A 26,511-nucleotide genomic window follows, 5' to 3' on the forward strand; every position below is an offset into this window, starting at 1 on the left:
AATACGCCGCAACTATAGTTTTGATGTTGTCACCGGCATGCACTGGGAACGCTTGTGTGGTCGCCGCACCATAAAGGCCCGCGCCTTCACGGAATTCACGACCACACATACCGCTCTATCAGTACACGGAGCTGCCGCAGCGCCGTTGCCGTTCCAGATCCCGAAATCGATTGGAATGCCACCGTGCGCGACAGGTCGAGCGTATCGACCGGGCGTAACGTCAAGCCCTCTACGATTGCCGAACGTTCAGGCAGCATGCAAACGCCCGCGCCCGATGCCACGGCTTGTTGAATCAAATCCTCCCGTTCGGATCTGAGCCGTGGGATCATGAAAATCGCGCGCTCGTTCAAATGGTTTTGCACGCGCGTGCGGAATTCGCACTGGAGGCGATCAAGGTAAGGCTGTTCCGATAGCTCGACAAGAGACACCGAGGCTTGGCTTGCCAGGCTGTGTCCATGCGCCATCGCCAGTAACAGTCGCTCACGGAACATTTCAACGGTGGCAATCTTGGTGTTTCCGGCCGCTGGATCCGTGCAGAAGCACCCGTCAATTTGACCGCCGAGCAGGCGCTCCATTCCCTCGTCGCGGGTGATCGGCTGAAGAACCAGTTCAAGCATCGGCATCTGTCGAAGGGCGTGTTTCAGAAATTCCGTAATCAGTGCTGGCGCGATGGTATTCACGATACCCAGCGTCAAGGTCTCGCGGCGGCCGCGAACCCGATTGAGGGATATTGCCCGAACCCGCTGTTCGCGGTCGGCGATCGCAGCGAATTCGGATCGTATGTCGCGGCCGAGCGTTGTCAGTCGACTGTCTTTTCCATCGCGATAGACCAACGTTCCGCCCAACTCCTGTTCGAGCCGCTGGATCGCGCGGGTGAGCGTGGGCTGAGACACCCCGCTGCGCATGGCTGCTTCGGTGAAGTTGAGGGTGTCTGCCAGGTTCAGGAAATATCGAATCTGGTTGAGTTCCATTGTTCTTCCTTCGTCGCCTACTCAAGCATCGACTTCAGACCGGACAAGCACCGTCGGCCGAAGGGATGCTTCCGTACAGAAACTATACACGCGGCGATGTCACGGTAATGACTTGTGAGGAGCCCCCCGCGATAGACGCTCTTGTGAGGTGATGTGGTGGACGGCCCTCCCACCCGGAACGGTGGCAAGGTAGGCCGGGAAGGAACCACCATAGGAGGCTTCGATGGGCGCGATGGCGACGATTGGGCTGGATCTGGCCAAGAGTGTCTTTCAGGTTCACGGAGTTGATGCCGACGGCAAAGTGCTGGTTCGGCGACAACTTCGCCGGGGCGATGTGCTGAAGTTCTTCAGGGGACTGCCAGCCTGCCTGGTCGGGATAGAAGCCTGCGCAACCGCTCACCATTGGGCTCGGGCGATATCGGCACTCGGGCATATGGTGAAGATGATGCCTCCCGCGTATGTCAAACCCTACGTTAAGCGCGGCAAGACCGACGCGGCCGACGCCGAGGCGATTTGCGAAGCGGTCACCCGCCCAACCATGCGCTTCGTGGCGATCAAGACCGTGGACCAGCAAGGCGCCCTGATGCTGCACAAAACCCGCGACCTGCTAGTTCGGCAACGAACCATGTTGATCAACGGGCTGCGCGGCCACTTGGCGGAGTTCGGCATCATCGCGGCGAAGGGGGCCGGTGGCGTGAAGGCTGCTATTGAAGCGCTGCACGAGGCGCAGGAGCAGTTGCCAGAAGCGGCACGGATGGCGCTGCATGGAATCGTTGATCAGCTCGGCCAACTGGCTACCGCGATCGAGCGGCTGGAGGCGCGCATCGTCGCATGGCACCGCACTAACGATGTCAGCCGACGGCTGGCGACCATCCCTGGCATCGGACCGATCACCGCCAGCGCGATCGCTGCCGCCGTTCCGGATGGATCGATGTTCCGATCCGGGCGCCAATTTGCCGCGTGGCTGGGCCTGACACCGAAGGCGCACAGTAGCGGGGGTAAGGACCGGCAGGTCGGCATCAGCAAGCAGGGCGACGGATATATTCGCAGGTTGCTTGTCGTCGGTGCCACCTCGGTCATGCGGCTGGCCCGCCAGGACAACGCCAGCCGACAGTGGGCCGCGAAACTGCTGGCCCGGAAATCGGCGAAGCTCGCCGCCGTCGCGTTGGCCAACAAGACAGCGCGCATCGCCTGGGCGGTGATGACGCGCGGTGAAATCTACGTGGCGCCGGCCATGTAGACCCATTCCTCGTCGGCTGTGACACCGCCGAACGAGGTCGTGCGCGAGGGTGGTGAGACGTGATGACGAACCGGTCAGACCGGGGATCGAACCACCCCACTGCCCCTGTTTCGATCACGTTCGATCACGTTTAATACTCTTGAAACATCAGGGAATTATCTGCTATTCTGTGATTGCATACAGGGGGCGGTTACGGCATATTAGGGGCGGTTGAAGGGGTAGAATACGGCTTTCCGCTCCCAGCAAACGATCCCCGTTTCTCCTCGACCGATCCCAGTTAGGGAAGAGGAGGAATGCCGTGCCCAGCTTGACCGACACTGCGATTCGTCACGCGCTGAAGCGCGTCGAAATCAGCCAAAAGCAAGAGAACCTCGCGGACGGCGAAGGACGAGGCACTGGCCGGCTCGTGCTGGTTCTGAAACCCATGCCCAAGCGGGTTACCGCTGACTGGATGGCGCAGCAGTGGCGTGACGGGAAGCGGACGAAGAAGAAACTCGGCGCCTATCCGTCGATATCGCTCGGCCAGGCGCGCGAGGTATTTAAGCGTGACTATGCGGACGTGATCCAAAAAGGTCGAAGCATCAAGATCGCCACCGACACGCGACCTGGAACCGTTGCCGATCTGTTCGAGGGCTACGTCGCCTCCCTCAAGTCGGCCGGCAAACCTTCTTGGAAGGAAACCGAAAAGGGTCTGAACAAGATCGCCAACACCTTGGGACGCAATCGCCTCGCCCGGGAGATCGAGTCAGAGGAAGTCGTCGAATTGATCCGCCCTATCTATGAGCGCGGCGCGCGATCGATGGCGGACCATGTCCGGTGCTACATCCATGCCGCCTTCAGCTGGGGCATGAAGTCGGACAATGACTATCGGAATGCGTCTCCCCGCCGCTTCCGCATTCCCTTCAACCCCGCGACCGGCATCCCGACCGAGCCCAAAGTCCAGGGAACGCGCTGGCTGAGCGAGGATGAGTTCGTACAGCTCTATCGCTGGCTGGAATGCCCGGACACGCCAGTGACGCCCTCCTATCTTCGCGCGGTCCAACTCCTCATGCTGACCGGCCAACGGGTCGAGGAAATCGCGCGCCTTCACGTCGATCAGTGGGAGGCCAAAGAGAAGATTATCGACTGGTCGAAGACCAAGAATCTTCAGCCGCACGCCGTCCCCGTGCCGTCGCTTGCCGCCGAACTGATCGAGTCGATTACGCCAAACGAGTTCGGATGGTATTTCCCGTCCGCGAAGGACCCGTCAAAGCCTGTCAGTCACGGAACGCTTTATAGCTTCGTCTGGCGTCAGCGGGACCGAGGCGTGATCCCCCACGCCACGAACCGCGACCTCCGCCGAACATTCAAGACGTTGGCCGGCAAGGCCGGGGTCCCGAAGGAAATCCGCGACCGCCTGCAGAACCACGCGCTCCAGGATGTCAGCTCGAAGCACTACGACCGCTGGAACTATATGGCGGAGAAGCGCGCCGGCATGGCGAAGTGGGACAAGTTCGTCCGTGCCATGCTCACCAAAAAGCGCGTGAAGCTGGCGGCATGATTTCAGTTTGGCGATTGTTCCGTGCGTCCCGCTTTCCCTTGGGCGCCCTCCTGCTGGCGGGGATGGCGACATCCGCGCGAGCTGACCCGTGTGAAGGCCGCCTGCCTTCGCAGCCCGGGCAGCAGATCTCCGGCACCGTGCGCTATGTGGGCGATGGGGACAGTCTCTGCGTCGGCACTTCCAACGACCCAGCGACGTGGATCGAAGTACGGTTGGCCGACTTCGACGCGCCTGAGCTAAACGCAGCGAACGGCCGCTTTTCGAAATCGCTTCTCCAACAGGTAGCCTCAGGGCAGACCGTGGCCTGCGAAGCCCGCCGCGGCCGCAGCGGCCGCGTGATCGTTTTCGACCGTGTCATCGCGGTGTGCCGCGTCGGCGGCCGCTCCATCGGCGACCTTTTGCGTGCGCGGCATGCGCCGGAAGGCGGAAACTGACGCCTGCCGATAGGGATTGAGGTGGCATGCCGGCCGGGTCTAGCTGCGCCCATGACCACTGCCGATGAAGCTCCCGCCCTGCAATCGGCGGCGAACGCCGCCGCCCGCTTGTTCCGCGCCTATGAAGCGCACAGCGTTACTCCAGGTCCGGACACCCTGTTCCACACGCTCACGGCGATGCACAGCCTCAACGAAAAGCTGAGGAAGGCTGAGGTTCGGGACTTCGAGCACTTGGACGAGTTCGCCGCCTTGAAGGCGCTCCGGAATTTCGCGCACCACCAAGACGAAATCGGCGCCAATGTGCGTGTGATCCCCTCGCCCGCCGTCAGCGACTTGGCCTTCCTCTGCCTCGTCCGACGCGATCAGGTCGAGCGGGCGATCGAGACCGTGGGCCAGAGGTGGCGCGCCGAGACAGGCGCCGCCTGCGAACGCCGCTTCCATTGGTACGGCGAGGCGGTGAACATCAATCCCTGCCTCTTCAACTTCATGGTCCACGCCTACGAGCAACTCATCGCAGCCGGCGTGAACGCGGATCCCGCCTCAATGGAAGCTTTCGAGGCCTCGTACCAATTCGAAACCCGCGAAGGTCACGCGCACCTCATCGACGGCCGCCTGGCGGGTCGGGCGGGCGAGATTGAACATATGCTCACGACCTTGGTCGCCGACCTGCCAAGCCGCTGAGACGAAAAGGTCTGAGTTCCGGCGGATGCACGGAGACGGCGCAGCATGGGTCGATCAGCGGCTACTCGCGCGTGCTGGCCTTCGGCCTAGCTTGGCTCACTCTTCGTCCCACCGGCCTAGGTTCACATCGATGAACCCGACCGGATAGCCCCGTGCAATGGCGCCGAAGTCTGGTTCCCCTTCGCTATGGATGGTGAGGATATGGGCAGGGCCGAGTGGCTGTTGGCTGTACAGGTCGAAGGCGTGCTTGTCCGGCTGGCAACCGAGCGTCCTGCCATAGGTGGCAACCACGGCCTCGGCTGCGGAGTAGGTATGCCGGGAATGGCTGAGCGGCGTGGCGACCTCCAGGACACGGGGCCGACCCATCTGCTTCAGCATGTCCTGAAGGCCTGCGTCCTGCTGCCAGAAATAAGCGGCCTCCCCGCCCCAACTCTCCATGAACACCGCCACTCCGCCGTCTTCGATGTCGACCGGGTGTGACGTCATCCAGAACTTGCCAGACCGGGCGTCAAACTGATCGCTCTGGTACGGGCTGTCGGCGAACAGGCGATCAGCGACTTCCTGACTGAAGGCGCCCGCGACGACCTGCGCGTCGAAGCGTGACCGGATGTTTTCGAGGCTAGACGGATAGATGCCCGTCTGTCGAACGGTGTCGAGCTCAGCGTCAGTCATGCGGGTATAGTGCCAGGCCCGGATCGTTCGGGCCTCCATCAACCGCATGATGTGCTCCTTCAACGCCAGGAACTCGCCCGCATGAGGGTTGTCGAGATAGGGCATCCGATGGTCAGAGGCCTCGTGCTCGCACGACTGGCGGCGGGAGGTGATCATGTAGTCGCGGATGAGGTCGGTGTGAGCGTCGAGATCGCCGCGCAACTCGTTATCGAACGTATCGATGTCCCAGACATCGATAACTCCGGCGTCCCTATCTGCACCGCTAGCGGAAATCATGCGGTCTCCGCTGCTTTTGCCACGATCCGCGCGCACGACGGACCGACCAGTCCCCAAACCTTGTCGATGATCGATTCCAGGGAAACGTTCTCGAGTTCGACCGATGCCGCATAGGCGCGCCATTGGCGCTTTTTGACCTCATCATCGACCATCTCGGCCGAAAGCCCGGGCGGCTTTTCCGTCGGGATCGCCGTCCGGCGGCGCTCGAAGGTCGCTGTGATCGCCGCGTCCAGATCAGCATCACTAGGTCGTGTTGACAAAAGATTTCAGCCATAGTCGCATGGCGGCGAGGTTGAGGAAGCTCTCGAACGAGAGCAGGGTTTTGTCATAGCGTGTTGCAATGCGTCGTTGCTGTTTTAGCTTGCCGAACATGCGCTCGACGCGGTTGCGGTCCTTGTAGCGGCGATAGTCGGGATGCTCTGGCACCTTGCGGTTCGAGCGAGGCGGGATGATCGGCAGGATGCCCCGGACCAGCAGGCTTTCCCGGAAGCGATCACCATCATATCCCTTGTCCGCGAGCAGCGCCTTGGGTGTGGCGACGGGGATCGCCATCAGCGGTTCGGCAGCAGTGTAATCGGAAGCCTCGCCGCCGGTCAGGATGAAGCCGACAGGCAGTCCTTGATTGTCGCAGCGGGCGTGGATTTTGCTCGTAAAGCCGCCGCGTGATCGACCAAGAGCGTTCGCACAAGCCCCCCTTTTCCGCCCGCTGCCGAGACGTGGCCGCGAACGCTGGTGCTGTCGATCATGTGTTGCCAGTCGTCGGTTAGACCCAGATCGACCAGTGTTTGCAGCAGGGCATCCCAGACACCCTGTTCGGCCCAGCGCCGGAAGCGGACATAGACCGAGTTCCACTTGCCGTAGCGCTCGTGCATGTCGCGCCAGGGGCAGCCGACCCGCAGCACGTGAAGCATTCCATTGAGGAACCGCCGGTTATCGCCCGCCGGCCGCGCCCAACGACCGCGCTCAGGCGGCAGCAGCGGCCCAATCAGATCCCACTCCGCTTCCGACAAATCCCCGCGACCCATGACTGCTCCTCAAAAAGCAGTCTTGAATCAGAAGTCGACGCGATTGGGAATCCCTTTTGTCAACACGGCCTAATCTCGAGCGCGCGCGGGATCGCCCACAGATCGTAGTAGTCCTTCATTCGTCCGTTCAGGACACCGAGCGCGACCATCGCCTGGAATTTCTCGGCGATCACCGTAGCGGGCGGATAGGCACGCACGCTGGGCGCGGGCAGATCCAGCAAGGTCGGATAGTCGAGTTGCTGGGTCGCATCGGCCATGGCGTCGCCAAAGCCGATATCGATCGTCACAGGGATTCGCGTCTTTTCGAGATAGGCTGAAGTCTTGAGGCGGGTGCCGCCATATTCCATCTCCTCGCGGATGGCTGTCGCAGCCAGGGCGTCGAGGTCGAAGACGAGGCCATCATCGCTCTCGATGGCCATGATCTCCCGGAAGTCCGCGGCCAGGCGTTCCGGGTCGGGGTCGCCGTGGCCCAGGAAGTCCGCGTCCCGGGTCACCCGGTTGTCGTCCTCGACCCAAACTGTGACCAACATCCCGCCCTTCAGGACGAAACGCTCGCGATGCTGGGAGACCGACAGCCGGTACAGCAGACGTTCCAAGGCGAACCGCACCAACAGAACGTCGAACACTCGGCCCTCCTGGCGGGCGATGTTGAGCAGCCGGTCCTTGACGGACTTGGCCATGTTGGTCGGTGTTTTAGCCATTCGACGTCAGGGCCTCGAGATAGGGTTGCATGATCTTCCACGCGCCGCCGGCTTTCGCGCCCTCGGCGATCGCGCTCGGGGTCGCCTTGCGTTGTTCGATGGTGGCGCGCAGGCCTTCCACCGCCACCGACCGATCAACCAGCTTCGAGTTGCGAAAGAGGTCGGCAAGGGTCTTGGGGACGGAATAGATCGGGACCTCAAGGCCAGCGATCATATGGTTTTCGACGCCCTGACGCAGATAGCGCTCGGTGAACCGCACCATGCGCGTCGGGGGATAGGACTGCACCGGCGCCCAGTCGCTAGCGCCGATGGCCATCCAGATGCGGCGCGGCATCTGATCGGTCAGGCCATGAAAGGCGAGCGCAGACACCAGAGCGATCACACCCTTGGGGACGCGTATCGCCGCCTCGGCGAGGATCTGGTTCTCCTCGATCTCGGATCCACGCTTCTGGTAGACCCCGCGCGAGATACGTTCGATTTCCCCGGTCTCGACGGCGCGCGCGATGGTCTGCGCGCTGATCCCAGCTTCACGCAGTTCCTGCGCGCGCATCATGCTCCGGCTGTCGAGCAGATTTCTGAGTTGGATCCTTTGCGAATCCGGAGCGGACGGCATGTGACAAATCCTCTGATCGATTGCGCGTTTATCAGAGGTTTTGTCACAAGTCATCTAGGCGATGAGCGAGCGCGCGCCTGCCTATCCGCCGTCTATAGGCAGCAGAAACTGACCATCGGCGTCGGCATGCAGGCTCGCTCGGACACTGGTCGGTCCCAGCCTTTCAAGCGCCTGCAGGGTCTCCTCTCGGCGGGCCCGGTTCAGGACCCACCGCCGTCGCCAGGCGGCGCCGATGTCAGGACAGGTCGCATAGGTGTCGGTCGCCGGCGTCAGACTCAGCAGCGCCGACCTCGATCCAGGGCTCAGCTCACAACCGTAAAATATCCGGGGCGTAGCGTGGTGCAGGATAGCGTCGCTCTTCAGCCCCAACGCATCGAGACCTTCCCGGATTTGCCGCAGCCTCGGGCTTGTTCCTTCCCCGAACCGGTTGTTCACCCGGCGCGAGTCATGACGGGACATCGCCATGCTTCTCAGTGCCTGAGCAGTCTCGCCGCCCAGGTGCAGGGTGCCGAATCCGCCCGTCAGGCTTTTGCCGATCGCGCCCCATTTGATGTCGTACGGAAGCCCGGGGTGGTCAGCGGCGCGAAGAACGAGACGGTTATACTGACTTGATCCCACCCCATAGAGGCTGGTTGTCGTCAGGATTTTGAGATCGGCAGGCTTCGATATGGCACGCCCCGCCATCTGGGAGGCGATGACACTCGTCTGTCCGCCATAGCGCCTAGAATAGGCGTCTCTGACTTCCTGAGACGTCAGGAGCAGCGCTACGAGCTTCCCTCCAAGCAGTTCATTGTAGGGGTGAACGGCGCCGCAAATGCTGACGTCGGCAACCTCGCTGGACAAGCCCGCCTTACGGAACTCGGCAAGGGCGATGTCCAAGGCCCGCTGTCCGCTGCGCGTTGCGAAGAGGCGCTCCAGCCCGGCCGCCGGCTCGCGGACCAAGTCCGCGCCCTTCAACATGCCCTTCGCGAAAAGCAGTTGGGCAAGGCTCTCGGCGCGTTTGCGGACGAACAGCAGATCTTCCGACGCGGCTCGCCAATCGGAGTCCGGCTGGGCGCTTTTCAGAACCCCGCGGTGCGGCTTTACCTGGCCGTCAGCGCCACGGTGGGCCTCGTAGTGGTCACGTAGCTGCTGATCCCGCGCGAAAGCGGCACCGGCAGCCCTCTGCTCCAACCGCAACGCGACCGTTTCCCCCGGATCGGCGATTTCATCGCGGCTCGCGAGGTCGTCCCAGCGCACGGCGTCTATGGACGAGTCGATCCGACGCATCAGCGAAGCGCCGAAGTCGCCCGCGCCCCAGACCTCTGAGCGCACACGCTCCTCAGCTGCGTCACGAAGCCATCCGATCCACGTGTCCCGGGCCGCCAACCGCATGACCGGGCTGGCCAGCATGGCGATCCCCATGACCGGACGCAGCGGCCGCGCGGCATTCCGGATCAGGACCATCATCTGACGGCCGGGAATCGAGCGGTATTCGTGGGCCCAGGTGTGTCGGAAGTACCGCCAGATATCGATCAGCGGCAGCCCCGTATCGGCGCACTTCGCGCCGGCCTCGGCTATCTCGATAACGGGGTCGATGATCCCTTTTAGGGCAATCTCGCGCTCGTCGTCAGGCAGATGTTCGATCGACCGTAACGCTTTGGCGAGCGACGCCCCGTCGTCGATCAGGTCGATTATCGAAGCGCGATGGCCGGATCGCAACGTGCGCCGTTCGACGCGGATGAGGAAATTGCGAACCGAGGGTTCCTGCAACTGCCGCCGGCGAGCACTTTGAAGGGTTGCCCGAACCCGAACCTTGATGTCGTCGACGGACTGTTCGTCCGTTCGGGAAATGCCCGGGGGCTGGAAGGTGATGCGATCCGACTCGACCGCCACTTGCCAGCCCTGCTCGCAAAGATCGGCGACGAGCAGGCAAACCGCTCTGAGTTTTATGCTGTCGCCGTCATCGATGTAGCGTCGGGCCAGGGTGCGCAATTCGTCGGCGAAACTGGCGGGAAGCGCGGCGCCGGGGTTGAGAAGGTCATGAAGTTGCTGGCGTTCACCCGGAGCCAAGTAGGGGGAAAACGCGCGCGAACGGCCTGGACCAAATAGCTTCTCGTCGGTGGACACTCAAACCCCAGAATCACGAGGGGCCGCGAAAGCGGCCCCTACGGACGATAGCGCAAGGGGGTCTTCTTCGCTAGAGAGGTTCGTCCGGCCAGGCCGCCACGCCGACATCCGTGCCGTCGCCGACGGTCAGGTGCTCGGCCAACATTCCCAAGGCGAGATCGAGGCGTTTTGACCAGGTCTGCAACTGGTCAGAGGCCCGTTGCCGGTCATCTTCCGGGCCTTCCAGCATAACGTCACCGAGCGAGAAAAGCAGGATCTCCAATGCTGAGCGCAGTTCCGGCGTCGACATCCGGCTATCGTAGATTTCTTCGAAAAAGCGATGCGCCGTGTTGAGGTGCAGCGTCCGCGCGCCGCGCTCACGGCCTACCCTGAAAAAGGGTTGCCCCACCAGATGTTCGTATTCGAGGCGGTAGGGAGACACCCGCAACGCCAGATTCCACTGGTGCTGATCTTTCCCCGCGACGCCCATCGCACCGGCGATTGTCATCGCCCGCTCAGACAGCCGCTGCTCCCCTTCGCAGGGCGACAACGCCTCCTGTCGGCGTTCGGCCTTCGCTTCCTTGACCTTGTTGCGCAGCTGCTCGATCGCCTTTGGAAGGCCCGCTTCCCGCAAGCGATCCCAGATGAACTGCGAGACCGTGACCTGCTGCTTGGACGTCGTGACGCCGAAGGCTTCGTCCAGGGTGGCCGAGAACTCGACCTCTACCTTGATGTAGCGGTCGTTGTTGATGAAGCTCGTCCACGGCGTGCGCGTCTGGACGTCAACGAGACGCCCGTTCCGGCTGAAGATCAGCCCGTGATAATCCTTCAGGATGGAGAACCGGGGATTTGCGTTCAGGCCAACCGCGTCGCGCCCCTTGTCGATCGAGCCGAAGCTCGGCGGGAACCAAGCATAGCGAAGGGTGACAGCGCCGAGATAGGTTCTGGACTCGGGATCGCGGATCTCGATGCGAACCGGATCGAAGGGATTAGACCTATCCGTATCGAGGTCGACCAGGTGGAACCCGGAGGTCAGAAACAAGGGGTCTATCGGCTCGACGAAGACGCCGTCCACGAACAGCGCCGCCTCCCCCCGTAGCTTGTGATAGGTGACGCCGAACTGCCGGCAAAGGTTGTCCCGTAGTCCCTGCGCCGTCGTCCATTCCAGCCGGTCCAGCTTTTCGATCAGGATGATCGTTCCCGACCGATAGCCGTCTGGATAGGCCTCTGCGATGTGACGGCGCACGAACGCGGGCGGTTCGCCCGGCACCGGTTCAGGCACGACGATGTCCCCCGAGGCGTCGGTATAGTCGCCAGCGGTGATTGCATCGAGGTCAAGGGTGACGCTGCGAAATGATCCATCGGCGATATGCGAAATGACGGTGAAGCGTCGCCCAAGGCTGACGGACGAAGACGGCAGGCCATAGCCGTATCGCCCCAAGCCCCGCCGGTCGTTTTCCCGGTGCGTGCCGCCCCACATCACCGCCATGCGGATCATCTCCGCTTCCATGCCGTGGCCGTTGTCAACGACGGCCAACTGCATGGGCTTCTTGGCTGAAGAGGTCCCCTCATAGGAGCAGCGTGCGCTCGTGAACGATGCCGCCGCAGCTGTAGACCACATTGGGCACATAGCCATCCCGTTCGCCTGCCTCGGGCATGAGGATGGGCTCGGGCGTACGCGCCAGAACGCGCGATGGGTCGTCGAGGTCGAGCAGGGCGGCGCCCACGCTGTAGTTGCGGACGGTACCGACGCCGTGGGTCAGCACCAGCCAGCCCTCGTCGAGCTCGATCGGCGGCCCGCAGTTTCCCATCTGAACCGTCTCCCACGGGTACAGCGGGCCGATCAGCGGATGGCCGCCTTCCCACGTCAAAAGGTCATCGGACAGGTGCAGCCAGATGTTCTCGCTGTCCTGGCGCCCCAGCATGGCGTAGCGGCCGTCGATCCGGCGCGGGAACAGCGCCATGCCCTTGGCCGACGCCGCAGACCCCGCCAGCGCCCGCATCTCGAACGAGCGGAAGTCGGTCCCCGACAGCAGTTCGGACCTCGCCTCCGCGCCGCCAAAGGCGGTAAAGGTGCCGTGATAGGTCACCGAGCCGTCGTCGTCGACGAAGCGGGTCAGCCGCACATCCTCGATACCCTGCCGCTGGCTGGGCAGCACGGGAAACAGCACGGTTTCGGATACGGTCAGGCTGCCACCACAGTGCAGGTGAATGTGGGTGTGGCCGCCGGGTCCGCCCTGCTCGACGATCGGCGCGACCGCGGTGGGACTTGGAGCATCGATACTGAGATCCCCGCTCGAGGGCGACCAGATGCCGGTGCGGAACGTCACGGACGAGACGTGCCCCTCGCCGATCGCGCGCAACGACATGATGAACCTGATTTCCCCGGGCGCGAGACTGGACTGGTCGGGGTGAAGCACCGCGCTCGGGTTGAACAGCGCAGCGGCTTCGAAGGCGTACTCCTCGCTCAGATAGGCGCCGATCAGGAGCCGTTGCAACTCGCCGATGCGGTCGGTTTCATCGAGCAGCGGCGCGACTTCGTCGAAGCGACGCAGCATCAGCGCATACGGGTCGCGGAAGCGGCCTTCCAACGAGATAAACGTTGTCTGGAGTGCCACATGAAGCACCGCTTCGTCGAACGCGAGCACGCGCTCGGCGATGCGACGCGCGCGAGGGCGGTCGGGAACGGCGAAAGCCGGAGGATCACCGGGGAGGAAAGGACGGATCACGGTACGCGCCGGATCCGGCTTCAGCACTAGGTCGGGGTGACGCATGACAGCGGCGAGGCTCAATAATCTTCTCCCGGGCAGAGCGCGCATGTCACGATATTCGCGCGATGGCTTTGCGCGGTTACAGCCTCGAGGCGCGAGGAGTGCCGCGGTGGGGCGGCGCATCGCGCTGCATACTCCTCGTTCGCGCCCAGCTTCCCGATTGTTACAGACGTCGTCCCTCCACTTTCGCCGCGGCGATGATCGGTCCGCCGGCCCCGTGCTGGAGCAGCACCGCCTGCGCCAGGCCGGGGCCCGGCGCGGCGGGCAGCGCGATGGAGAAGGCCGGTCCGGTCCAGCGTCCGATCGTGACCAGCTGGCGCACGATGTTGCGATGCGGTAGCGTCCGCCCACCATTCTCGCCGGCGCGGATCGGCACGGCGATCGCGCGCGGCTCGTAGCGGACGAGGAGGATGTCCGCACCGCCCTTGGGCGCAGCGCCCGCCGCCACCGCAACGCGGCCTTGCGCCACCCTCAGCGTCGCCGCCAGCGGCTTCGCACGCGCGACTGCGGCGGTGAGCTGCGCCGGATTTGCACCGACCACGTCGTCGCGCCCGTTCACGTACACCTGTGGCGTCCAGACGTTTCCTCGAGCCCTGGCGCGGGCATACGCCCACTGGCGTGCTGTGTATTCGGGCTTGGCGAACGTGTCTTTCCAGCCCAGCCTGTCCCAATAGGTCACGCCGTAGGACAGGGCGAGCACATCGTTCCGTGACTCGGCCAGCGCGTTCACATTGGCGTTGGCAGGCGGACAGGAGGAGCAACCCTGGCTTTGAAAGAGCTCGACCACGGTCAGTGGGCCGTTGCTGGGAGCGGCGACCTTCCGGGCGGGCGCCGCATGGACCGTCTCGGCGTGGCCGCGGTCCCGCCCGACGAACGCCGCCACCCCCGCGGTGCTGGCGAGCGACAGCGCCACGAGTGCGCGAGCAGTGTTTGGGAAACGCATGGCTGATCTCCTGAGAGGATACCAACTGGTTCGGCCGCGCTGCGCAGCGGGTTACGTTTCGGCGATCACTGCAAAAAGACTTTGGTGCGTGTAACCAGTCGATGCCGGCCTATGAATGGAAAGGACCGCCCGATGCAGGACCGTTCATGCTCGCGACCTCGCGTATCCTAGCCTTTCCTACCCGACGACCGGCGGTCGCGGACGCGGCTGATCAGGGCGCGCTGATGGCGGCCGCGCAGGGCGGCGACGCGGGCGCGTACCGCGTACTCCTGGAGCAGCTCCGGCCATGGCTCTTGGGCTATTTTCGCCGACGGCTACCGCCCGATCTGGTCGAGGACGCGGTGCAGGAGACCATGGCTGCGATCCACGCCAAGCGACACACCTACCAGTCCGACCGTCCGATTGGGCCTTGGATCGCCGCGATCGCGAAATACAAGTGGGTGGACCGGCTGCGCGAGATGAAGCGCAGCTCCACGGTCGAACTACCCGAGGATCTATGCGTCGAGGATCATGGCAGCGCGGTCACCAGCGCCACTCTGCTCGGACGACTGCTCAGCCAACTCCGTCCTGCCCAGGCCGATGCGATCCGACTGGTCAAGATCGACGGTTTGTCCATCGAGGAGGCCTCTACGAAGACCGGGCAATCGGCCTCTCTGGTGAAGGTCAACATTCATCGAGGGCTCGCCCGCCTCACCCGTATCGTCCAGGACCAAGACCATGCCGACTGACCTCATCGACCGGCTCACTGCCGACCTGGCGCCGGTACGGCCCCGCTCTCCCTGGCGGGACGGCGCGTTACTCGCCGCGGTGGCGGCAGCGCAGCTCGCCCTGTTCCTGTGGCTGGGCGCCGGGCGCGACGACATGCAACACGCGACCGCGCACCCCGGCTTCTGGTAGAAGCTTGCCAGCCTGGGCCTGCTCGCCGTGCTAGGCGCGGCCACGGCGCTCCGTTCGTTTGATCCGACCGCGAGCCCGAGGCCTGGTCTTCGTTACGCGGCAGGGCTGATCGGGGTCGTGCTTGTGACAGGCTGGGCTGTCGATATCGTCGCGAGCGACACGGGCACGCTCTGGGAGCGGCTCAACTGGCGCCTTGGAGTCGAGTGCGCGTTCGAGACGGTGGTGCTGACCCTGCCTGCATTGGTGACGCTGGGGCTACTGATGCGACGCGGCGCGCCTACCAACGCGCGAGGGACGGCCATCGCGGTCGGGCTGACCGGTGCGGCCTGGGGAGCGTTCGTGTTCGCCTTCGCTTGCCCAAGCGACGATCCGCTCTACATAGCCATCTGGTACGGCATGTCGATGGCCTGTGTCACCGTCGCGGCGCGGCTGATTCTGCCTCGGCTTGCGCGTTGGTGAGCGCTTTCAGAGGAATCTTGCGCAATCGCTGCCGCTGATACCGACCTCCCATTCCTCCAGGTCCGTTTGGCATTCACCACATCGTCGTTGACAGTGGGCCGACACGCTACAGCGCCTTCGCGGACGGCCGGTAAGTTCCCGCGCCTTGGGTGCGCGAACAGAGTGTAACCTGAGCGGATCCCGCGCCGAATGCAGCAGCGAGGAGAGCGGGGATGAACGATGCCGAACGACAAGATGTCGACGGGATGCCCGGAGTCGCGGCGGGAGGTCGCATCTACCGCCACCGCGTGTCGACCCGAGTGTGGCATTGGCTGAACGCGGTCCTGCTGATCGTAATGCTGATGAGCGGCCTCATGATCTTCAACGCGCACCCCCGGCTTTATTGGGGCGAGTATGGCGCGAACACGGACACGCCCTGGTTATGGATCGGGCCCACGCCACAAGGCGGACACGTCCTGCTCGGCTCGTCGATCGACATTCCGACCACAGGCGTGCTGGGACGATCGACCAATAAGGACGGCGGCGTTTCGACGCACGCCTTCCCGTGGTGGTCGACGATACCGTCCGGCTACAGCCTGGCGGCGGCCAGACGCTGGCATCTAAGCTTCGCCTGGCTCTTCGTGATCGCGACGCTCGCCTATGCCGTCATCAGCGTGTGGAACGGCCACGTCCGACGCGACCTTCTACCCAAGCGGCACGAGCTCAAGCCCGCGCACTTGTGGCAGGACGTCAAGGACCACCTGCGCCTGCGCTTCCACGGCGACGAGCCCGGGCAGTACAACATCCTCCAGAAACTTGCCTACGGGTTGGTCCTGTTTGTGCTGCTGCCGGTCGTCATCCTGACGGGGCTGACGATGTCGCCGGCGTTCGATGCCGCCTGGCCGTGGCTGCTCGACCTGTTCGGTGGGCGGCAGTCGGCCCGCTCGATCCACTTCATCTGCGCAGCGGGGTTTGTCGGCTTCATCGTGGTCCACGTGGTGCTGGTCGTCTTGGCGGGGCCGATTAACGAGATCAGGTCGATGATCACCGGCTGGTTTCATGTGCGCGAGATCAAGGGCCATGGGCCCGAGGGGGAACAGGCATGATCACGCGTCGCCGCCTCGTCGGCTCGCTCGCGCTGGGCGGGGGCGGGCTGCTGCTGTCGGGCTGCGACCGCGTCGCCGCTACGCCTGCTTTTCGCGGCTTCGTCGAGGGCACAGAGGGTCTGACGCGTGACTTCACCCGACTGGTCTCAGCGCGCGACGCACTCGCCCGCGAATTCACCACCGCCGACCTCTCGCCCGTGTTCCGGGCGAACGGAACAACCAATCCGGGCGCGGCAGATTATCAGGCGCTCGCCGCCGGCCAGTTCGCGGACTACCGACTGGCGATCGACGGTCTCGTCCGTCGTCCGCTGACGCTCTCCCTGGCCCAGCTTCGCGGCCTGCCGCAGCGGAGCCAGATCACGCGGCACGACTGCGTAGAAGGCTGGAGCGCGATCGGCGGTTGGACTGGCCCACAGCTCGGCCCACTGCTGCGACACGCGGGGCTGCTGCCGCAGGCCAAGTACATCGTCTTCCACTGCGCCGACGATTTCGGCTCGAGCAAATATTACGAAAGCATCGACTTGGTGGACGCGTTCCACCCTCAGACCATCCTCGCTCACGCGCTCAACGGACAGGCGCTGCCCATCGCTAACGGCGCGCCGATCCGTCTAAGGGTCGAGCGGCAGCTGGGATACAAGCACGCCAAATACGTGATGCGAGTCCAGGCTGTGGCGAGCCTCGCCGGCATCGGTGCCGGCAAGGGCGGCTATTGGGAGGATTCGAATGATTATGCCTGGTATGCCGGGATCTAGGGTAGCGGCTCGCATCGTTGATCAATCCGAACTGCGATGCGCCCCCTCCCAAGGCATCGGGCAACCGGCCGTGCTCGTGCTATCCCGCTCATCCTTCTTTTTTTGCGGGAAGGTCGTTGAGGCAGGTTACGATACTGTCATTGGAAATGTCTGCCACTCGCCTCGCCAATCATAGATCGCCGCCGTTGTGGCGTACTCACGTAGATACGAGAGTTTGCCGTCGTGCAGATTCGCGATTGTTGCACCGTCAAAGCTCTTTTCCTCTCCGCGCCACGTGTAGTGGAAAGTCCATTCCGCGATTTCACTCCCGGATGAGGATCGTAGATCGCGGACTGTCCAGTCGATTACGTGCCCGTCCTCAGCCAGCCACGTCGAGACCCATCGTGCTACCCAATCGTGCCCACGGTAGATCGGTCCGAAGCTCTCGATGACGACGCAATCTGGAGTAAGCGTTGCGAGGATCACAGCCCGAGTTCGCCGAGTTCCGCATGATCGGTCGGCCTGGAACCAAGCGGCCAGTGGAACAGACGTTCGTTATCGCGGATCGGGAGAACGCTGATGCTGGCGATCCGGCGCGCCATCAGGCCAGCGTGATCGAACTCCCAGAGTTCGTTGCCGTAGGATCGGGTCCATCGCCCCACGGCGTCGTGCGACTCATAGGCGAAGCGCACCGCCATGCGGTTCCCGCCAAAGCCCCACACCTCCTTGATCAGGCGGTAGTCGAGCTCGATTGCCCATTTGCGCGCGAGAAACGCCTCTATCTGTTCCCGTCCGACCAGGAACTCGGTCCGGTTCCGCCAGCGGCTGTCGGGCGTGTAGCCGAGTGCCACCCTGGCGGGTTCGCGGCTGTTCCAAGCATCCTCCGCCATCCTTGCCTTGCGCGCGGCGGTCTCCGGGGTGAAGGGCGGCAAGGGCGGGCGGGCGTGATCGTTCATTGCCTTTTCTCCTCGGCGCGCAGTCGCGCATTCTCGGCCTCCAGCGCGATGATCCGTTCCCGCAAGGGCGCGCTCGCCGCCTCGATTTCTGCTGCTGTGAAGCGCGGCGTGATGTGCTGCGGGCAGTTCCAGTCGAACGCTTCCAGCCGGAACATGAAGGCCCGCTCGGCCACGCCGCGATAGCCGGGCGTCGCCAGCCGGGCGGCGAGGTCGGGCTCCGCCGCCAAGTCGTGTGCGGTCATGTGCGCCAGGATTTTCAGCCGTCGGCGGCGAGGATAGTCCATGAGAAACAGCGCCACGCGGTCGTCGTCGGCGATAGCGCCCAATGTGAGATACTGCCGGTTGCCGCGATAGTCGGCGAACCCCAGGGTTCGCTCATCCAGCACCCGCAGGAAACCCGGCGGCCCGCCGCGGTGCTGGATGTACGGCCACCCGGTTTGCGACGTGCTCGCCAGATAGAAACTGTCGCGGGCCGAGAAGAACGCCGCCTCCTGGGCTGTGAGGGACGTCGATGCGCGATCACCCCCCACCCTCTCCCACAGTCCGCCCACGCCGTTCGCGACGCGCGCCGCCTCGACACCGGGCGTCGCGAGCCGATCAAGAAAGTCATAGGCCATGATCGCACTCCTTTGCGGTGTCGAGGTCGGAGCTGGGAAGCGGCTCAGGCCGCCTGGAGGGCCTGCGCGACCGGGAAGTCGATGTCGGTCTTGGCGACCTCGTTAAGGTAGTTGGTGAAGGTGCTGAGCGCGACGTGAAGCACGATCTCGATCACCTGCGCGTCGTCGTAGCCGGCGCTCTTGAGAGCGGCGACATCGGCCTCTTCGACATGCCCCCGTTCCCGCACGACCTTGGCGGCGAAGCGCACCGCGGCGTCGGCCTTGGCGTCGTTCGATCGGCCGGCGCGGTTCGCGGCGATCTCGGCGTCGTCGAGCTTTACCAGCTTTTGCGCGATATAGGTGTGTGCGGAGAGGCAGTAATTGCAGTCGTTGATCTCCGACACCGCCAGCGCGATCCGCTCGCCCAACGCGGCGGAAATGACGCCCTTTCCCAGTGCGGCCGACAGGCCGAGCAAACCTTCCAGTGCGGCGGGGCTGGTGCCGACCAGGCGATACAAGTTGGGCGCGACGCCCAATTTCTTCTTCACTCCCTCCAGCAGCGGCTGGGAGGCGGCGGGGGCGGCGTCAATCGTGGCGGGGATGGGCAGACGGGACATGACGGTTCCTTCTTTGGTGAGCCCGCAATTTACGCCTTTCAGCTATGTCGAGTAGCTGCGAGTATTGGGATGCAGCCTCTCGGATTCTGGAAGGATAATGGACGTGGACAGAATTGAAGCGATGAGGATCCTGCTCCGAGCGGTTGAAGCCGGAAGCCTATCCAAGGCGGGCCGGGAACTCGGCTTGCCGCTGGCCACGGTCAGTCGGAAGGTGTCCGAGTTGGAAGCCCACCTGGGAGCCGGTCTGCTGGTCCGCTCCTCCAAGGGCCTCGTTCCGACCCATGCCGGGCGCTGCTACGTAACAGCGGCTAGGGCCATTCTTGAGCAAGTGGACGAGGCAGAGCGAGCGGCGGCGGGCGAATATGTGGCGCCGCGCGGCGACCTCGTCATCTCTGCGCCGGTGATGTTCGGCCGCCTCCACGTGCTGCCGGTTGTTACCGACTTCCTGCGCATTTACCCGGAGGTGGGCGTGACGCTGACGCTGAGCGACAGGGTCGCCCACTTGATCGACGATCATATCGATGTCGCCCTTAGGATCGGCGAGTTGCCCGACAGCGGGTTGATTGCGAGCCGTCTGGGGTCGGTGCGCCGCGTCGTGTGCGCCAGCCCCGCTTACTTCGCCGAGCGCGGTGTACCGGAGACACCGCACGACCTGGAGGGGCATGCCGCAATCTCGCCCATTGGTGCGACATCGCCGGAAGTTTGGCATTTCGCCACGGCCGGCGGGGAAATCGCTGCGACCATGCGCTCGCGATTGGGCGTCAACACAATCGAGGGCGCGATCGACGCGGCGCTCGCGGGCATAGGTCTTATCAGGATCCTGTCCTATCAGGCCGTCGACCACCTGCGGCGCAATGCCTTGACGATCGCGCTGCAAGCCTTCGAGCCACCCCCTGCGCCAGTGCATCTGGTCCACGGCGGGCACGCACGCATTCCACTCAAGCTGCGCGCCTTCATCGATTTCGCGTCTCCGCGACTGCGTGACAGATTGGAGAGGGCCGTATTGTAGCGGTCAGCATCGCTGCTCCCCGCGCCTGATCCGGCAAAGCCTCAGCTCGCGTCTCCGACCCGCAGTCGCACGGTATCTCCCACTCTAGCCGTACCTCCCCTGATCACGCGGGCATAAGCACCGAGACACGCGAGCTTGCCCATGTCGAGTGCCTCAACGCGGTTGAGCGTGCCGATCACGTGCGTCACGCGAGGGGCGAGTGGCGTTTCGTCATGCTTCAAGGCAGGCACCGCGCAGCGCGGCGTGGGCGAAATGAAACGCAGGACGATTGCATCGCCCACGTGCAGGTCCCGGCCGATCCAGCCATTTTCCTGGAAGGGTTCAGCGTCGATCGTGTCGAGGACGATGTTGGGACGGAAACGGACCGGCTCCGGCCCCGGCGCGCCGATCGCCATTGCCACGCGACGGAGGCTAGCGCCCGCGATCATATGGACCGGCGCATAATCGACGAAGCCGCCATCCGGCGCGGCCATTCCCAGTTTGAGTATGTCGGGGGAGACCTCGCCGTCCGGACCGCGTTCGTCGACGTCCTCGGGTCGCGCCCGATCGATCTCCAGCGCAGCGCCCCGCGCGAACGCCAGCATGACCTCGCGCCCGAGCGCCGCCGACAGAAGCTGGTCGATGTCCCCCTGGTCCGACCGCAGCCGGAGGCCGCTGGGCAGCTCCAGTTCCACGAGCGGTCGCCCTTGGGCGTCCACGCCGCCCAATATACGCGACCTGAACTCCAGCAGCTTGCGCCAGCGGTGCGGGAGCTTGGCGCTCGCTACCTTGCCCGTCGCGCGGTCGATCAGCGCGCACACCCGGTCGCCCGTCGCACCCGACGCGCCAAAGTCGAGGCGGTCAACGACCTCGCCCAACATCGACTTGACGGGAAATCGCCAAAGCCCTGAAACCGCCCCGATTGCCGTCACCGCATTCGATCTCCTCGCATCCGCTTGCCGACTGGTTACACGAAAGCACCGGTCGCGTAACTTGCGCGCCGTCACCGCCGAATGACCGCGGTAGCTTGAAGTACCGAAGGAGCGCGCCTTGACCAAACTCGCCGTCGCCGTGGTGCAAGCGCCGCCGGTCTTTCTTAATCTGGCGGCCAGCCTGTCCCGTGCCGAGCAGCTAGTTCGAGAGGCCGTCCGCGATGGGGCCGAGATCGTCGTGTTTCCGGAAGCGTGGCTGCCCGGCTATCCGGTGTGGCTTGACGAGTCCGCGGGCGCAGCGCTGTGGGACCATCCGCCCGCCGGCGCGCTGTTCCGCCGCCTGTTCGAGAACGCGCCCGCGTTCGACGGCCCGGAGGTCGCGCGACTCGCCGAGCTCGCCGCAGAGCTCGGCGTAGATATCGTGATGGGCATGCACGAGCGGCGCGGCGCCAGCCTCTACAATAGCGTGCTGCGCGTTGCGCCAGATGCTGTCCCGTTCATCCACCGCAAGGTCATGCCGACGTACGGGGAGCGGCTGATCTGGGCCGGCGCCGACGGCAGCACGCTGCGCGCCTGGGACACCCCGCATGGGCCGATGGGCACGCTGATCTGCTGGGAGCATTGGATGCCCCTAGCGCGCGCCGCGATGCACGCGACGGGCGAGGCCGTGCATTTCGCGCTCTGGCCCGGGCTGGGCGAAATCCACCAGATTAACAGCCGCCACTATGCGTTCGAAGGGCAATGCTTCGTCGTCGGCGCCGGCTGCGTGCTGACGCGTGATGATGTGCTCGCTGGATTCGACTCCGGTCCTGCCGACCCTCTCGCGCGGGCGATGCTCGAGGCGATCCCCGAGGACCGGATGATGCTGAAGGGCGGCGGCAGCGCCGTGTTCGGCCCCGACGGCATGTTCGTCGCGGGACCGGCAGGCGACAGCCTGGAGACGCTGCACGCGACGATCGATCTCGACCGGCTACCGGAAGGGCGACTGCGTCTTGATACCAGCGGTCATTACAGCCGCCCCGACATTTTCGAGCTGCGCGTCAACCGTGCGCCGGCACGAGGCGTCACCTTCTCCGACCGGGACGGTGCCGCATGAGCGGAACGACAAGGCCGAGACCTTCAGGAGACGTCACCATGCGCCCATTCATTTCAATCACCGGCTTCATGCTGCTCGCCGCGTGCCAGCAGACCCCGGCTCCCGCCGCCGAGCCGGCAGAACAGGGCATAGCGCAGCCCCTCGCCGCCGCCGTCCCGGTCACATTGACCGCGGCGGACGGGGTTAAGGTCGCGGCTCTCCACTATCCTGCACCCAATCCCAAGGCGGTGATCCTGCTGTTCCACCAGGCGAACTCCAGCAAGGCGGAATATGCGACGATCGCCCCGCGCCTGGTCACAGCGGGGTACAGCGCGCTCGCCATCGACCAGCGGTCGGGCGGCGACCTGTTCGGTCCCAATCAGACTGTCGCTGCGATCGGCCGATCAGCCGATTATGCCGAGGCGCAGCGCGACCTGCAGGCAGCGCTCGCCTGGGGCAAGGAACAGGGCGCGCCGGTGATCCTGTGGGGCAGCAGCTATTCGGCGGCGCTCGTGTTCCGTGTCGCCGCCGACCCCGCGGTCAAAGCGGTGCTCGCCTTTTCGCCAGGGGAGTACCTCGGCGACGGCGCGCCCGTCGCCGAGGCCGCCGGGCGCGTGCAGGTGCCGACCTTCATCACCTCCGCGAGCGACCCGGCCGAGGTCGGGGCGGGCAAGGCAATCCTTACCGCCTCGCCCGCGACAGCCAAGCAGCAATACGTTCCCGCCAAAGGCGTTCACGGTTCCTCGACGTTGATCCCCAGCCGGAACCCGACCGGGGCTGCGGCGAACTGGGATGCGGTGCTCGTCTTCCTACGCGGCGCCACAGCGTAAGAGCCCAACTCTCGACATCACCAAAGGAGGTTTACTGATGAAATTTGCATCCACCAGGATCGTCACCGAGGATGTGACCGCCCTCGCCGGTTTCTACCAGCGGATCACCGGCGTTGCGCCCGTCAGCAACGAGGATTTCGTCGAGGTACGAACGGCGGGCGCGGTCCTTGCGATCTGTAGCCGCCGCTCGGTCGATCAGGACAATGCCGGGGCGGCAGTCGCCGGAGCCAACCGATCGGTGATCCTGGAATTCGAAGTGACGGACGTCGACGCCGAACGCGAGCGGCTAAGATCGGAAGACATCGAATGGGTGCTCGAGCCCACGACCCAGCCTTGGGGCAATCGGTCGACGCTGTTCCGCGATCCCGACGGCAACCTCGTCAACCTCTACACGCCGCCGGTGCGATAAGGTCAGTCCCCGCTGCCAGCAAAGGCCGGCGGAGATTCGGCTCAGCGACGCCAAATGCCCGGATACATCGCCTGCAACGCAGCCACTTTGGGACGATCGTGCGCCAGGATGTACGGGTGCCGTGGGTTCCGCGTCATGGGGTCCGCGATTGCAAGCGTGTAACCGGGTGCCATCGATGCACGAATTGAACGGCATGACCCAGCATGTCGATCGCCGCACCCTGCTTCGCGCCTCCGCGTTGGCGGGTGCATTCCTCGCCGTCTCGAGCGGCTTGCCGAGCCTCGCCGCCGGAGCCTCGCCCGCCAAGCTCAGGCTCTCCGACGCGGAGTGGCGCAAGCGGCTGTCTCCCGCGGCCTATCGCGTGCTGCGCCGAGACGGGACGGAACAGCCGGGATCAAGTCCGCTCGACGCCGAACACCGCGCGGGACGCTTCTCCTGTGCCGGCTGCGCGCTGCCGCTGTTCTCATCCAGGACCAAGTTCGACAGCGGTACCGGTTGGCCCAGCTTCTGGACGCACCTGCCCGACGCGATCACCAAGCGTGAGGACCGGGTGCTGCTGATGACCCGGACCGAGGTGCGCTGCGCACGGTGTGACGGGCATCTCGGCCATGTGTTCAACGACGGCCCACGACCCACAGGCCTGCGCTATTGCATGAACGGCGTTGCGATGCGCTTCACACCCGCACGGGCCTGACGCGGCGGACCCCTGTGACCAACAGGTGAACGAGACGGGGATAGAGAATGCGGTCGGAACCATTGCATTTCACCAGCGCGGGCGGGCACAAGATTGCAGCGCGTCTCGATCGACCGGTCGGTACCCCGCACGCCTTTGCCCTGTTCGCTCATTGCTTCACCTGCGACAAGAACAGCCTCGCCGCGGTGCGGATCGCCCGCGCGCTCACCGCAGAGGGCATCGCGGTCCTCCGCTTCGATTTCACCGGACTGGGTGAGAGCGAAGGTTCGTTCGGCCAGAGCGACTTCGGCACCAATGTCGAAGATCTGGTTGCGGCGGCCGACTTCATGCGGGCAGAGCTGATCGCGCCTTCTCTCTTGATCGGCCACAGTCTCGGCGGCGCGGCGGTGCTGGCGGCCGCGGGGTTGATCTCCGAGGTCAAAGCGGTGGCGGTGATCGGAGCGCCCTTCTCGGTCGCGCATGTCGCGCATCTGTTCGCCGCGCACCTCGACGATATCGCGCGCGACGGCCAGGCCGAGGTCCAGATCGGCGGGCGACCGTTCACCGTGTCGCAACAGCTCGTCGACGGGATTAAGAACCAGGATCAGGGCGGGCGGATCGCCGGGCTGCACCGCGCCTTACTGGTCATGCATTCGCCCGTCGACCAGATCGTCGGCGTTGAGAATGCCGCGGAGATCTTCACCGCCGCCAAGCACCCCAAGAGCTTCGTCTCGCTCGACGACGCCGACCATCTCCTGACTCGCGCCCGTGACGCGGACTATGTCGCCCAAGTCGTCGCCGGCTGGTCGTCCCGTTATGTCGGCACGGCAGCCGAGGCGATGCCAGCCGATGACGGCGCCGTGCGCGCCGTCGAGACTGGTGCCGGCAAGTTCCAGGTCGAGATCACCGCGGGCAGCACCCGCTTCTACGCCGACGAACCCGTCGACGTGGGCGGTCTCGACTCGGGTCCGACGCCGTACCAGCTGGTGTCGGCAGGCCTCGCCGCGTGCACGGCGATGACGCTGCGCCTTTACAGCGCGCGTAAGCAGCTGCCGCTGGAACGGGCCAGCGTCGCCGTGCGGCATGCCAAGCAGCCCGGCACTACTCCCGCCGACCTGTTCACGCGCGAGGTCACGCTCGAAGGTCCGCTCGACGACGCGCAACGCGCCAAGCTGCTCGAGATCGCCGACAAGTGCCCGGTCCACCGATCGCTTGAAGGTGGCGCCAGCGTCGAGACCGCTCTCGTCGCTGCTCCAAGCCTTATGGTCGCGGCAACGCCCGATGATGAGCATTACCGCGACATGGACGCTGCCTGTCGCGAAGAAGGCTGAGGTCCGGCGTCAGGCCGCGACCGCTCTGCGCAGAAGCACCCAACCCGGCCGGACGAAGTGGCAGGTGTAGCCGTTCGGCCGTCGTTCCAGATAGTCTTGATGCTCGGGCTCGGCTTCCCAGAAGTCGCCGGCCTGACTCACCTCGGTGACGACGGAGCCAGGCCACAGGCCTGAAGCGTTCACATCGGCGATCGTGTCCTCGGCGGTCGCGCGCTGCTCATCGCTCGTGTAGAAGATCGCGGATCGATAGCTCGCGCCGATGTCGCCGCCCTGACGGTCTCGGGTCGACGGGTCATGGATCTGAAAAAAGAGTTCGAGCACCTCTCGGTACGACGTGGCGTCGGGATCGAAGATGATCTCGATCGCCTCGGCATGGTTGCCGTGGTTGCGGTAGGTGGCGTTGGCTATCTTACCGCCAGAGTACCCGACCCGGGTCGAGAGGACTCCGGGCCGGCGGCGGATCAGATCCTGCATCCCCCAGAAGCAGCCGCCGGCGAGCAGGGCGCGTTCTTGTGCCATCATACTGTCTCCACCTGATCGAGGTATGCACCATAGCCTTCGTCTTCCATGTCGTCGCGATGGACGAAGCGGAGCGAGGCCGAGTTGATGCAGTAGCGCAGACCGCCCTTATCGGTCAGCCCGTCGGGAAAGACGTGCCCCAGGTGGCTGTCGCCATGGATCGAGCGCACCTCGGTGCGGGTCATGCCGTGCGTGTCGTCGCGCAGTTCAGTGACGAATACGGGATCGATCGGCTTGGTAAAGCTCGGCCAGCCGCAGCCGGACTCGTACTTGTCGGACGAGGCGAACAGCGGCTCGCCCGACACGATGTCGACATAGATGCCGGGCTCCTTGTTGCCGAGATGCTCGCCCGTCCCCGGGCGTTCGGTGCCGCTTTCCTGCGTCACGTGGCGCTGCTCGGCCGTCAACCGGGCTAGCGCCTCTTCGGTCTTGCGATAATCTGACATGTTGACCTCCTT

At 64.5% G+C, this 26,511-nt stretch carries 31 protein-coding genes and 1 pseudogene; 15 read left to right on the forward strand and 17 right to left on the reverse strand.

Features of this window, described 5'->3' with window-relative positions; translation table 11 throughout:
* Window positions 1-95: 95 nt before the first annotated feature.
* Window positions 96-971: a LysR family transcriptional regulator gene (locus SPYCW_RS07525; protein WP_012114948.1), complete on the reverse strand. Its 876-nt coding sequence runs from the start codon at window positions 969-971 to the stop codon at window positions 96-98.
* A 223-nt stretch (window positions 972-1,194) separates the two neighbouring features.
* On the opposite strand from SPYCW_RS07525, the gene SPYCW_RS07530 reads away from it, so the two are divergent.
* The 4 genes from SPYCW_RS07530 (at window position 1,195) to SPYCW_RS07545 (ending at window position 4,866) form a co-directional block, all read left to right on the forward strand.
* Window positions 1,195-2,211, forward strand: coding sequence for an IS110 family transposase (locus SPYCW_RS07530; protein ID WP_120216268.1), 1,017 nt, complete (start codon window positions 1,195-1,197; stop codon window positions 2,209-2,211).
* A 298-nt stretch (window positions 2,212-2,509) separates the two neighbouring features.
* Window positions 2,510-3,751 carry a tyrosine-type recombinase/integrase gene (locus SPYCW_RS07535; RefSeq protein ID WP_120216269.1) on the forward strand — a complete coding sequence of 414 codons (1,242 nt, stop codon included), beginning with the start codon at window positions 2,510-2,512 and terminating at the stop codon, window positions 3,749-3,751.
* Window positions 3,748-4,185: a thermonuclease family protein gene (locus SPYCW_RS07540; protein WP_197715667.1), complete on the forward strand. Its 438-nt coding sequence runs from the start codon at window positions 3,748-3,750 to the stop codon at window positions 4,183-4,185. Before SPYCW_RS07535 ends, SPYCW_RS07540 begins: the two co-directional genes overlap by 4 nt.
* A gap of 51 nt (window positions 4,186-4,236) precedes the next feature.
* On the forward strand, window positions 4,237-4,866 hold the full coding sequence (locus tag SPYCW_RS07545; protein WP_120216270.1) for a hypothetical protein: 630 nt from the start codon (window positions 4,237-4,239) through the stop codon (window positions 4,864-4,866).
* A gap of 96 nt (window positions 4,867-4,962) precedes the next feature.
* Here SPYCW_RS07545 and SPYCW_RS07550 read toward each other — a convergent pair whose 3' ends face one another.
* The 9 genes and pseudogenes from SPYCW_RS07550 to SPYCW_RS07590 form a co-directional block, all read right to left on the reverse strand.
* Window positions 4,963-5,814, reverse strand: coding sequence for a hypothetical protein (locus SPYCW_RS07550; protein ID WP_172595441.1), 852 nt, complete (start codon window positions 5,812-5,814; stop codon window positions 4,963-4,965).
* Complete coding sequence (locus SPYCW_RS18960; protein ID WP_172595442.1) at window positions 5,811-6,074, reverse strand: hypothetical protein; 264 nt, start codon at window positions 6,072-6,074, stop codon at window positions 5,811-5,813. The genes SPYCW_RS07550 and SPYCW_RS18960 overlap by 4 nt, the downstream gene beginning before the upstream one ends.
* Window positions 6,058-6,839 (reverse strand): annotated as a pseudogene (locus tag SPYCW_RS07560) (IS5 family transposase). The gene SPYCW_RS18960 and the pseudogene SPYCW_RS07560 overlap by 17 nt, the downstream one beginning before the upstream one ends.
* Before the next feature lie 59 nt (window positions 6,840-6,898).
* Window positions 6,899-7,519, reverse strand: coding sequence for a nucleotidyl transferase AbiEii/AbiGii toxin family protein (locus SPYCW_RS07565; RefSeq protein ID WP_197715668.1), 621 nt, complete (start codon window positions 7,517-7,519; stop codon window positions 6,899-6,901).
* Window positions 7,520-7,532: 13 nt separating this feature from the next.
* The gene (locus SPYCW_RS07570; RefSeq protein ID WP_120216274.1) at window positions 7,533-8,153 is read right to left on the reverse strand and encodes a type IV toxin-antitoxin system AbiEi family antitoxin domain-containing protein; all 621 of its coding nucleotides are present in this window, start codon (window positions 8,151-8,153) and stop codon (window positions 7,533-7,535) included.
* A gap of 81 nt (window positions 8,154-8,234) precedes the next feature.
* Complete coding sequence (locus SPYCW_RS07575) at window positions 8,235-10,262, reverse strand: Druantia anti-phage system protein DruA (RefSeq protein ID WP_172595443.1); 2,028 nt, start codon at window positions 10,260-10,262, stop codon at window positions 8,235-8,237.
* 70 nt (window positions 10,263-10,332) lie between these two features.
* The gene (locus tag SPYCW_RS07580) at window positions 10,333-11,784 is read right to left on the reverse strand and encodes an ATP-binding protein (RefSeq protein ID WP_197715669.1); all 1,452 of its coding nucleotides are present in this window, start codon (window positions 11,782-11,784) and stop codon (window positions 10,333-10,335) included.
* A gap of 25 nt (window positions 11,785-11,809) precedes the next feature.
* Window positions 11,810-13,033 (reverse strand): glycoside hydrolase family 130 protein, encoded by a 1,224-nt coding sequence (locus SPYCW_RS07585; RefSeq protein WP_120216276.1) that lies wholly within the window; start codon window positions 13,031-13,033, stop codon window positions 11,810-11,812.
* Between the two features lie 142 nt (window positions 13,034-13,175).
* The gene (locus tag SPYCW_RS07590) at window positions 13,176-13,955 is read right to left on the reverse strand and encodes a DUF1223 domain-containing protein (protein ID WP_120216277.1); all 780 of its coding nucleotides are present in this window, start codon (window positions 13,953-13,955) and stop codon (window positions 13,176-13,178) included.
* Between the two features lie 224 nt (window positions 13,956-14,179).
* Between SPYCW_RS07590 and SPYCW_RS07595 the strand changes: the two genes are divergently transcribed.
* The 5 genes from SPYCW_RS07595 (at window position 14,180) to SPYCW_RS07615 (ending at window position 17,148) form a co-directional block, all read left to right on the forward strand.
* Entirely contained in the window at window positions 14,180-14,683 is a 504-nt protein-coding gene (locus SPYCW_RS07595) for a sigma-70 family RNA polymerase sigma factor (protein ID WP_120218171.1), read from the forward strand.
* Window positions 14,673-14,852, forward strand: coding sequence for a DUF1109 family protein (locus SPYCW_RS07600; protein ID WP_120216278.1), 180 nt, complete (start codon window positions 14,673-14,675; stop codon window positions 14,850-14,852). Before SPYCW_RS07595 ends, SPYCW_RS07600 begins: the two co-directional genes overlap by 11 nt.
* Before the next feature lie 12 nt (window positions 14,853-14,864).
* On the forward strand, window positions 14,865-15,311 hold the full coding sequence (locus SPYCW_RS07605) for an NrsF family protein (protein ID WP_120216279.1): 447 nt from the start codon (window positions 14,865-14,867) through the stop codon (window positions 15,309-15,311).
* Window positions 15,312-15,523: 212 nt separating this feature from the next.
* The gene (locus SPYCW_RS07610) at window positions 15,524-16,396 is read left to right on the forward strand and encodes a cytochrome b/b6 domain-containing protein (RefSeq protein WP_232014871.1); all 873 of its coding nucleotides are present in this window, start codon (window positions 15,524-15,526) and stop codon (window positions 16,394-16,396) included.
* Complete coding sequence (locus tag SPYCW_RS07615; RefSeq protein ID WP_120216280.1) at window positions 16,393-17,148, forward strand: molybdopterin-binding protein; 756 nt, start codon at window positions 16,393-16,395, stop codon at window positions 17,146-17,148. The genes SPYCW_RS07610 and SPYCW_RS07615 overlap by 4 nt, the downstream gene beginning before the upstream one ends.
* Window positions 17,149-17,274: 126 nt before the next feature.
* On the opposite strand, the gene SPYCW_RS19515 is transcribed toward SPYCW_RS07615, so the two are convergent.
* Genes SPYCW_RS19515 through SPYCW_RS07635 form a run of 4 tightly spaced genes read right to left on the reverse strand, consistent with a single transcriptional unit; the run spans window position 17,275 to window position 19,296 of the window.
* A complete protein-coding gene (locus SPYCW_RS19515) occupies window positions 17,275-17,613 on the reverse strand; it encodes a nuclear transport factor 2 family protein (protein ID WP_172595445.1) in 339 nt (112 codons plus the stop codon).
* Entirely contained in the window at window positions 17,610-18,083 is a 474-nt protein-coding gene (locus SPYCW_RS07625) for a nuclear transport factor 2 family protein (protein WP_120216282.1), read from the reverse strand. Before SPYCW_RS07625 ends, SPYCW_RS19515 begins: the two co-directional genes overlap by 4 nt.
* Window positions 18,080-18,700, reverse strand: a complete 621-nt coding sequence (locus SPYCW_RS07630; protein ID WP_120216283.1) for a pyridoxamine 5'-phosphate oxidase family protein — start codon at window positions 18,698-18,700, stop codon at window positions 18,080-18,082. Before SPYCW_RS07630 ends, SPYCW_RS07625 begins: the two co-directional genes overlap by 4 nt.
* A gap of 44 nt (window positions 18,701-18,744) precedes the next feature.
* Window positions 18,745-19,296 (reverse strand): carboxymuconolactone decarboxylase family protein, encoded by a 552-nt coding sequence (locus SPYCW_RS07635; RefSeq protein ID WP_120216284.1) that lies wholly within the window; start codon window positions 19,294-19,296, stop codon window positions 18,745-18,747.
* 103 nt (window positions 19,297-19,399) lie between these two features.
* Here SPYCW_RS07635 and SPYCW_RS07640 point away from each other — a divergent pair, with 103 nt between their 5' ends.
* Window positions 19,400-20,305, forward strand: a complete 906-nt coding sequence (locus tag SPYCW_RS07640; protein ID WP_232014872.1) for a LysR family transcriptional regulator — start codon at window positions 19,400-19,402, stop codon at window positions 20,303-20,305.
* 41 nt (window positions 20,306-20,346) lie between these two features.
* Here SPYCW_RS07640 and SPYCW_RS07645 read toward each other — a convergent pair whose 3' ends face one another.
* Window positions 20,347-21,216 carry an MOSC domain-containing protein gene (locus SPYCW_RS07645; RefSeq protein WP_145985953.1) on the reverse strand — a complete coding sequence of 290 codons (870 nt, stop codon included), beginning with the start codon at window positions 21,214-21,216 and terminating at the stop codon, window positions 20,347-20,349.
* A gap of 118 nt (window positions 21,217-21,334) precedes the next feature.
* On the opposite strand from SPYCW_RS07645, the gene SPYCW_RS07650 reads away from it, so the two are divergent.
* The 5 genes from SPYCW_RS07650 to SPYCW_RS07670 all read left to right on the forward strand — a co-directional run bounded on the left by SPYCW_RS07650 (window position 21,335) and on the right by SPYCW_RS07670 (window position 25,534).
* Complete coding sequence (locus tag SPYCW_RS07650; RefSeq protein WP_120216286.1) at window positions 21,335-22,312, forward strand: carbon-nitrogen hydrolase family protein; 978 nt, start codon at window positions 21,335-21,337, stop codon at window positions 22,310-22,312.
* Between the two features lie 38 nt (window positions 22,313-22,350).
* Entirely contained in the window at window positions 22,351-23,121 is a 771-nt protein-coding gene (locus SPYCW_RS07655) for an alpha/beta hydrolase (protein ID WP_232014873.1), read from the forward strand.
* A 37-nt stretch (window positions 23,122-23,158) separates the two neighbouring features.
* On the forward strand, window positions 23,159-23,530 hold the full coding sequence (locus tag SPYCW_RS07660) for a VOC family protein (RefSeq protein WP_120216288.1): 372 nt from the start codon (window positions 23,159-23,161) through the stop codon (window positions 23,528-23,530).
* Window positions 23,531-23,705: 175 nt separating this feature from the next.
* Window positions 23,706-24,224 carry a peptide-methionine (R)-S-oxide reductase MsrB gene (gene msrB / locus SPYCW_RS07665; RefSeq protein ID WP_232014874.1) on the forward strand — a complete coding sequence of 173 codons (519 nt, stop codon included), beginning with the start codon at window positions 23,706-23,708 and terminating at the stop codon, window positions 24,222-24,224.
* 47 nt (window positions 24,225-24,271) lie between these two features.
* Window positions 24,272-25,534: a bifunctional alpha/beta hydrolase/OsmC family protein gene (locus SPYCW_RS07670; protein ID WP_120216289.1), complete on the forward strand. Its 1,263-nt coding sequence runs from the start codon at window positions 24,272-24,274 to the stop codon at window positions 25,532-25,534.
* 9 nt (window positions 25,535-25,543) lie between these two features.
* Here the strand turns inward: SPYCW_RS07670 and msrA are convergent, their stop codons facing one another.
* Together msrA and msrB (SPYCW_RS07680) are read right to left on the reverse strand one after the other, a co-directional pair.
* Entirely contained in the window at window positions 25,544-26,056 is a 513-nt protein-coding gene (msrA, locus tag SPYCW_RS07675; RefSeq protein ID WP_120216290.1) for a peptide-methionine (S)-S-oxide reductase MsrA, read from the reverse strand.
* Window positions 26,053-26,499, reverse strand: coding sequence for a peptide-methionine (R)-S-oxide reductase MsrB (msrB, locus tag SPYCW_RS07680; protein ID WP_120218175.1), 447 nt, complete (start codon window positions 26,497-26,499; stop codon window positions 26,053-26,055). Before msrB (SPYCW_RS07680) ends, msrA begins: the two co-directional genes overlap by 4 nt.
* Window positions 26,500-26,511: the final 12 nt, after the last annotated feature.

Origin of the sequence: Sphingopyxis sp. EG6 (genome assembly GCF_003609815.1) — a bacterium.
Lineage (GTDB): Bacteria > Pseudomonadota > Alphaproteobacteria > Sphingomonadales > Sphingomonadaceae > Sphingopyxis.

Coding starts and splice junctions, on each gene's coding strand:
- SPYCW_RS07525 (WP_012114948.1), bottom strand. CDS start 971: ATGGAACTCAACCAGATTCGATATTTCCTGAACCTGGCAGACACCCTC.
- SPYCW_RS07530 (WP_120216268.1), top strand. CDS start 1,195: ATGGGCGCGATGGCGACGATTGGGCTGGATCTGGCCAAGAGTGTCTTT.
- SPYCW_RS07540 (WP_197715667.1), top strand. CDS start 3,748: ATGATTTCAGTTTGGCGATTGTTCCGTGCGTCCCGCTTTCCCTTGGGC.
- SPYCW_RS07545 (WP_120216270.1), top strand. CDS start 4,237: ATGACCACTGCCGATGAAGCTCCCGCCCTGCAATCGGCGGCGAACGCC.
- SPYCW_RS07550 (WP_172595441.1), bottom strand. CDS start 5,814: ATGATTTCCGCTAGCGGTGCAGATAGGGACGCCGGAGTTATCGATGTC.
- SPYCW_RS07565 (WP_197715668.1), bottom strand. CDS start 7,519: ATGGCCAAGTCCGTCAAGGACCGGCTGCTCAACATCGCCCGCCAGGAG.
- SPYCW_RS07570 (WP_120216274.1), bottom strand. CDS start 8,153: ATGCCGTCCGCTCCGGATTCGCAAAGGATCCAACTCAGAAATCTGCTC.
- SPYCW_RS07580 (WP_197715669.1), bottom strand. CDS start 11,784: ATGCAGTTGGCCGTCGTTGACAACGGCCACGGCATGGAAGCGGAGATG.
- SPYCW_RS07590 (WP_120216277.1), bottom strand. CDS start 13,955: ATGCGTTTCCCAAACACTGCTCGCGCACTCGTGGCGCTGTCGCTCGCC.
- SPYCW_RS07595 (WP_120218171.1), top strand. CDS start 14,180: ATGGCGGCCGCGCAGGGCGGCGACGCGGGCGCGTACCGCGTACTCCTG.
- SPYCW_RS07600 (WP_120216278.1), top strand. CDS start 14,673: ATGCCGACTGACCTCATCGACCGGCTCACTGCCGACCTGGCGCCGGTA.
- SPYCW_RS07610 (WP_232014871.1), top strand. CDS start 15,524: ATGAACGATGCCGAACGACAAGATGTCGACGGGATGCCCGGAGTCGCG.
- SPYCW_RS07615 (WP_120216280.1), top strand. CDS start 16,393: ATGATCACGCGTCGCCGCCTCGTCGGCTCGCTCGCGCTGGGCGGGGGC.
- SPYCW_RS07625 (WP_120216282.1), bottom strand. CDS start 18,083: ATGAACGATCACGCCCGCCCGCCCTTGCCGCCCTTCACCCCGGAGACC.
- SPYCW_RS07630 (WP_120216283.1), bottom strand. CDS start 18,700: ATGGCCTATGACTTTCTTGATCGGCTCGCGACGCCCGGTGTCGAGGCG.
- SPYCW_RS07635 (WP_120216284.1), bottom strand. CDS start 19,296: ATGTCCCGTCTGCCCATCCCCGCCACGATTGACGCCGCCCCCGCCGCC.
- SPYCW_RS07655 (WP_232014873.1), top strand. CDS start 22,351: ATGCGCCCATTCATTTCAATCACCGGCTTCATGCTGCTCGCCGCGTGC.
- SPYCW_RS07660 (WP_120216288.1), top strand. CDS start 23,159: ATGAAATTTGCATCCACCAGGATCGTCACCGAGGATGTGACCGCCCTC.
- msrB (WP_232014874.1), top strand. CDS start 23,706: ATGCACGAATTGAACGGCATGACCCAGCATGTCGATCGCCGCACCCTG.
- SPYCW_RS07670 (WP_120216289.1), top strand. CDS start 24,272: ATGCGGTCGGAACCATTGCATTTCACCAGCGCGGGCGGGCACAAGATT.
- msrA (WP_120216290.1), bottom strand. CDS start 26,056: ATGATGGCACAAGAACGCGCCCTGCTCGCCGGCGGCTGCTTCTGGGGG.
- msrB (WP_120218175.1), bottom strand. CDS start 26,499: ATGTCAGATTATCGCAAGACCGAAGAGGCGCTAGCCCGGTTGACGGCC.